General features: G+C 74.4%; 5 protein-coding genes. 1 reads left to right on the forward strand and 4 read right to left on the reverse strand.

Annotation, left to right across the window (positions count from 1 at the left end; translation table 11 throughout):
- Positions 1–80 precede the first annotated feature (80 nt).
- From ACFWM7_RS33445 to ACFWM7_RS33460, 4 genes are all read right to left on the reverse strand, one after another.
- Positions 81–1,013 (reverse strand): sirohydrochlorin chelatase, encoded by a 933-nt coding sequence (locus ACFWM7_RS33445; RefSeq protein WP_383268056.1) that lies wholly within the window; start codon positions 1,011–1,013, stop codon positions 81–83.
- A 179-nt stretch (positions 1,014–1,192) separates the two neighbouring features.
- Positions 1,193–2,320 (reverse strand): N-acetylglucosamine kinase, encoded by a 1,128-nt coding sequence (locus tag ACFWM7_RS33450; protein WP_383268058.1) that lies wholly within the window; start codon positions 2,318–2,320, stop codon positions 1,193–1,195.
- The gene (locus tag ACFWM7_RS33455; protein ID WP_383268061.1) at positions 2,317–2,994 is read right to left on the reverse strand and encodes a uracil-DNA glycosylase; all 678 of its coding nucleotides are present in this window, start codon (positions 2,992–2,994) and stop codon (positions 2,317–2,319) included. The genes ACFWM7_RS33450 and ACFWM7_RS33455 overlap by 4 nt, the downstream gene beginning before the upstream one ends.
- Positions 2,995–3,065: 71 nt before the next feature.
- Positions 3,066–4,151: a WD40/YVTN/BNR-like repeat-containing protein gene (locus tag ACFWM7_RS33460; RefSeq protein ID WP_383268064.1), complete on the reverse strand. Its 1,086-nt coding sequence runs from the start codon at positions 4,149–4,151 to the stop codon at positions 3,066–3,068.
- Between the two features lie 219 nt (positions 4,152–4,370).
- On the opposite strand from ACFWM7_RS33460, the gene ACFWM7_RS33465 reads away from it, so the two are divergent.
- The gene (locus ACFWM7_RS33465; RefSeq protein ID WP_383268066.1) at positions 4,371–5,087 is read left to right on the forward strand and encodes a cupin domain-containing protein; all 717 of its coding nucleotides are present in this window, start codon (positions 4,371–4,373) and stop codon (positions 5,085–5,087) included.
- Positions 5,088–5,115: the final 28 nt, after the last annotated feature.

Consider the following 5,115-nt stretch of genomic DNA (forward strand, 5'->3'; position numbering starts at 1 on the left):
GGTCCGGAGAGTTTCCTCCGGACCGGGCCCGCCGCGCTGTCCGGCTTCCCGAGCCACCGCCCCACGGCGACGGCGTCCGGTCAGTGGGCCTGAGCTCCCTGGGCGCCCTGCGGCGTCGCCGGCGTGATGCCCAGCGTCGTGGCGTACAGGGACAGCACGAGCTTGCCGATCGCCGGGTAGGCGCCCAGCGGCTCGGCCGTCGCGCAGCCCGCCTCCTTCGCGGCGGCGTCCAGCAGGCCGGGGTCGACCTCCGGGCCCACCAGGTACGGCGCCAGCGCCAGCTGTGCGGAGCCGGAGCCCTGCAGCTGCTGCGCGATCGACGCGACCGAGCCCTCCACGTCCAGCGCGGCGGCCATCACCGGCACGGCGAGCCGGGCGGCCAGCAGCATGCCGGTGATCCCGGCGGCCTGCACGGCCTCCTCGCCGCCCACGGTGGCCAGCACGATGCCGTCGGCGGCGGTGGCCACGGTGAACAGCCTGGCGCGGTCGGCGCGCGCGAGACCGGCCTCCGACAGCCGTACGTGCAGGGCCTCGGCGAGCAGCGGGTGCGGGCCGAGCACATCGGTCAGCTCGGCCTGCGTACCGCTGTCCATCACGGCCTGCCGTATCCGCCGGATCAGCGCGCTGTCGGGCCCCGCGAGCAGCGGGACCACGACGGCGGACGGACCCGTGGGCTCGGCGACCTCACGGCCGGCGGCGACGGCCTGCTCGAAGCGCGCGACGCGCTCGGCGGCGTTGTGGGCGAGAATGGTGGCAAGGGTCGGGTACTCGGCATCGTCGCCGTCGAGATAGCCGATCCGGGCGTTGAGGCCGGGCAGCTCGGAACGGGCGATGCTGATCACCTCTTCGGCCAGGCTGCGCGTGGCCGAGGAAGGCGTACCGGGAACGGCGAGAACGAGCGCGGCAGCGCCCTCAGGTGCGACCACGGGCTCCGGGCGGCGGTGCCGTCCGGACTGGCGAGGTCGCGGCATTCGTACAGGCAGGCCGGAAGCGGGCCCAGTGGGGGTGCTCATGGCGCCGCATGCTACTGGTTTTGCCTGCCCCTCTGTTCGGGGAGGGTCCGGTCGAGCGTTAACTATCCGCTTATGTCCGATGAGTGATGTACCGCCGGAGTGTCCCTGTCTGTCGACCGGTTGCCGGCTCGTCGTCCCCCCCGGATTCCCGCCCGTCTCCCCACCGTCACGCTGCCGTCTCATCCCGTTCGGGGCTCGCCGCGCACCGCCGTTCCGCCGTGCTCTCCGGTCCCCTGCTCCGAGGGCACGAAGAGCATCGTCGGATGACGCGGCAGACGCAGATTCCCGGCCGCCAGGGCACGTGCGATCCGGAGTGCGCCCGTCAGCGGATCGCCCGTCGCCGCGGTCACCCGGGCCCCCGGCAGCAGCCGCGCCAACTCCTCGCGCAGCGGCGCGACCAGCGGCTCGCCCATCCGGAACAGGCCCCCGGTCAACGCCACTTCGCCGCCCTCGCCGTCCTCGCCGCTTTCGTCGCCCCGGCCGCCTGCATCACCCTCGCCGCCCGGGCCGGCCGTCCCGGCGGGCGGCGGGCACACGGCCGCCGCCGCCTCGGCGATATGACCGGCGGCCTGCCGCAGAATGCCGGCGGCGACCGGATCCGCTCCGGCGCACGCCGCCACCTCCGGGGCGAACGAGGCCAGCACGGCCGGCCGGTCGGGCCGCGGATAGAGCAGCCCGGGCAGCTCCTCGGCCGGTCCGAACACCGCCCGCAGCCGGTCCAGCAGCGCGGCGGAACCGCCACGCCGCCCGTCGTGGGCCCGCATCGCCGCGTCCAGCCCGGCCCGGCCGATCCACGCGCCGCCGCCACTGTCACCCAGAAGGTGACCCCATCCGTCGGCCCTGTGCCACTCCTTGAGGTCCGTACCGAGGGCGATCATGCCCGTACCGCCCGCGACGACCGCACCGGGGTGCTGTCCCACCGCGCCCGCGTAGGCCGTCACCGCGTCGGCGGCCAGCGCCACCCGGCGTACCCCCAGCGCGTCCGCGAGCGCGCCGGGCAGCTCCGCCCGCAACCGCTCGCCCAGCGTGGCCATGCCGGCGGCCCCGATCGCCAGTGCCGCGACTTCGCCGGTCGCCGCGTCGTCGGGCGCGGCCGCGCGTTCCAGCAACTCCCGGGCGGCGGGCAGCAGCTGGTCGAGCAGATGCCCGGCGTCGATGCCGCCCGGCCCCGTGCGCACCGGCTCGGCGCAGACCGTCGTCGACAGCGGCCCGGACAGCCCCACCCGGCCCAGCGCCACCCGCAGCCCGGAGCCCCCGGAGTCGACCCCGAGGACGCACGCTCCCGGCGCCGCCGGGGGGTGGGTCACGGAAGCCGCCAGTCCACCGGCTGCGCCCCCTGGCGCTCCAGCAGTTCGTTGACCCGGCTGAACGGCCGCGACCCGAAGAAGCCCGCGTCCGCCGACCGGGGGGAGGGGTGCGAGGACTCGATCGCCGGGAAGTCGCCCAGCAGCGGACGCAGATTGCGGGCATCACGCCCCCACAGGACCGACACCAGCGGAGTGCCCCGCGCCACCAGCGCCCTGATGGCCTGCTCGGTCACCTCTTCCCAGCCCTTGCCCCGGTGGCCGCCGGCCCGCCGCGGCGCGGTGGTGAGCGCCCTGTTGAGCAGCAGCACCCCCTGCCGCGTCCACGGCGTGAGATCGCCGTTGGACGGCCTGGGCAGCCCCAGGTCCCCGTGCAGCTCCCGGAAGATGTTCTCCAGGCTGCCAGGCAACGGCCGGACGTCGGGGGCGACCGCGAAGCTCAGCCCGATCGCGTGTCCCGGGGTGGGATACGGATCCTGCCCGACCACCAGCACTCTCACCTCCTCGAACGGCTGCTGGAACGCCCGCAGTACATGAGCCCCGGAAGGCAGGTACGTGCGTCCCGCGGCGATCTCCGCGCGGAGGAAGTCGCCCATAGCGGCGATGCGTTCGGCGACGGGTTCGAGGGCGTCGGTCCACCCGGGCTCGATGATCTCTTTCAACGGTCGTGCTGCCACGGCCCGCACTCTACTGCTGATAGGACCACTCCGATCAACTGCCGTCGGTGCTCCGGCCGGCCGGCCGGCCGTCAGCCGAGCGCCACCGCCCGTACGCACAGGACGTCCGGCAGATGGGAGGCGAGCTGCTGCCAGCTGTCCCCGTCGTCCGCACTGGCGTACAACTCGCCGTTGCGGTTGCCGAAGTAGACCCCGGCGGGATCCGCGTCGTCGGTGCACAGCGCGTCCCGCAGCACCGTCCCGTAATGCTCGCCGTCCGGCAGGCCCTGGGAGAGCGGCTCCCAGGTGCGCCCCGCGTCGGTCGTACGGAACACCCGGCAGCGGTGCTCCGCCGGCACCCGGTCGGCGTCCGCGTTGATCGGGAAGACATACGCCGTGTCGCCGCGGTGCGGGTGCGCGGCGGCGGCGAACCCGAAGTCGGAGGGCAGGCCCGCGCCGATGTCGATCCAGTGGTCGCCGGAGTCGTCGCTGCGGAACACGCCCCAGTGGTTCTGCAGATAGAGGCGGTCCGGGTCGGCCGCGTCCCGGGTGACCTTGTGGACGCACTGCCCGAACTCCGGGTCCGGGTCCGGGAGGAAGACCGCGGAGACGCCCTTGTTCGACGGCTCCCAGCTCGCCCCGCCGTCCTTGGTCCGGAACACGCCCGCCGTCGACACGGCGACGGTCACGGCCTTGGCGTCCCGGGAGTCCGTCAGGACGGTGTGCAGCCCCTCGCCGCCGCCGCCCGGCTCCCACCGCGAGCGGGTCGGGTGCTCCCAGAGCGGACGCACCAGCTCGAACGACTCGCCCCGGTCCTCGGAACGGAACAGCGCGGCCGGCTCCGTGCCCGCGTAGACCACGTCCGGCGCCTCCGGTCCCGCCGGATGCAGCTGCCAGACGCGCTCCAGCGACGCGCCGGTGGACTTGGGGAACTTCACCGCGGGCTGTCGCGGCTCGACCCAGGTCTCGCCCAGATCGTCGGAGTGGAAGACGGACGGCCCCCAGTGAGCGCTGTCGCCGCCGACCAGGATTCTCGGAGTGTCCCCCCGGGTGTCCACGGCGACCGAGTAGATCGCCTGCGCGTTGAAGTGCGGGCCTGTGATCTCCCAGGTCCCGCCGCGTCTGCGGCCGATGAAAAGACCCTTGCGAGTGCCTGCGGTGAGCAATACATCGGTCATGGTTCTGGACCTCCCGATACGCCGTCGTGCCGGAACAGTGCCAGTCTGCACCCGGCCACTGACAGTGGCCCGCGCACACGCCCGCCGCCCCGGTGACGCTGCCCGGCGCGCCCGCTTCCCTTGACCGGTGTCCGGCGGCGGCCCTAGCGTTCGAGAGTCGTAGAAAGCGCTTGCGCGGGATCGTTCAGGGCCCGTGCCACCGAGACTCAGGAGCCCCCCGTGGTGACCTTCGAAGGACTGCCCGGCGCCGTCGCCGTCTCGCACCTGAACGTCTACGACTGGACCGCCGCCGATGGGCTCCGCGGAGGCACCCCGCATCTGCATCTGACCTGCTCGGAGGGGTACGTCGTGGTCGGCGGCAGCGGATCCGTGCAGACCCTCACGGCCGAGGGCTTCCGGGAGACCCCGCTGACGCCCGGCGCGCTGGTCTGGTTCACCCCGGGCACCGTCCACCGCCTGGTCAACGAGGACGGGCTGCGCCTCATCGTGCTCATGCAGAACAGCGGGCTGCCCGAGGCGGGCGACGCCGTGCTCACCCTGCCGCCCGGCCGACTCACGGATCCGGACGCCTACCATGCGGCCGTGGCCCTGCCGGTGGACGCCGAGGAGGCCGTGCAGGAGCGGGCGGCGCGGGCCCGGCGCGACCTCGCCGTGGAGGGGTTCCTCGCCCTGCGCGAGGCCCTGGAGAAGGGCGACCCGGAACCGCTGGCCGCGTTCCACCGTGCCGCCGCCGCGCTCGTCCGCCCCCGTGCGGCCGAGTGGCGCGCCCGCTGGGAGAAAGGGGCCGCGACGGCCGCCGCCGCCACCGCCGACCAGCTCGACGCGCTGGACCGGGGCGAGGCGGGCCACCTCGCTGACGCCCGCGTGCACGCCGAACGGCCCTCCGCGCACGGCAGATTCGGCATGTGCGGCCGCCTGGACGTCTACCGGACCTGAGCCGGGCCCGCCGAGCCGCCCCGGCGGA

The sequence above is a fragment of the Streptomyces sp. NPDC058375 genome, from assembly GCF_042723425.1.
Lineage (GTDB): Bacteria > Actinomycetota > Actinomycetes > Streptomycetales > Streptomycetaceae > Streptomyces > Streptomyces durocortorensis.

Bases quoted from the DNA above. Each gene is read 5' to 3' on its own strand.
- ACFWM7_RS33445 (WP_383268056.1), bottom strand. From the start codon at position 1,013: ATGAGCACCCCCACTGGGCCCGCTTCCGGCCTGCCTGTACGAATGCCG.
- ACFWM7_RS33460 (WP_383268064.1), bottom strand. From the start codon at position 4,151: ATGACCGATGTATTGCTCACCGCAGGCACTCGCAAGGGTCTTTTCATC.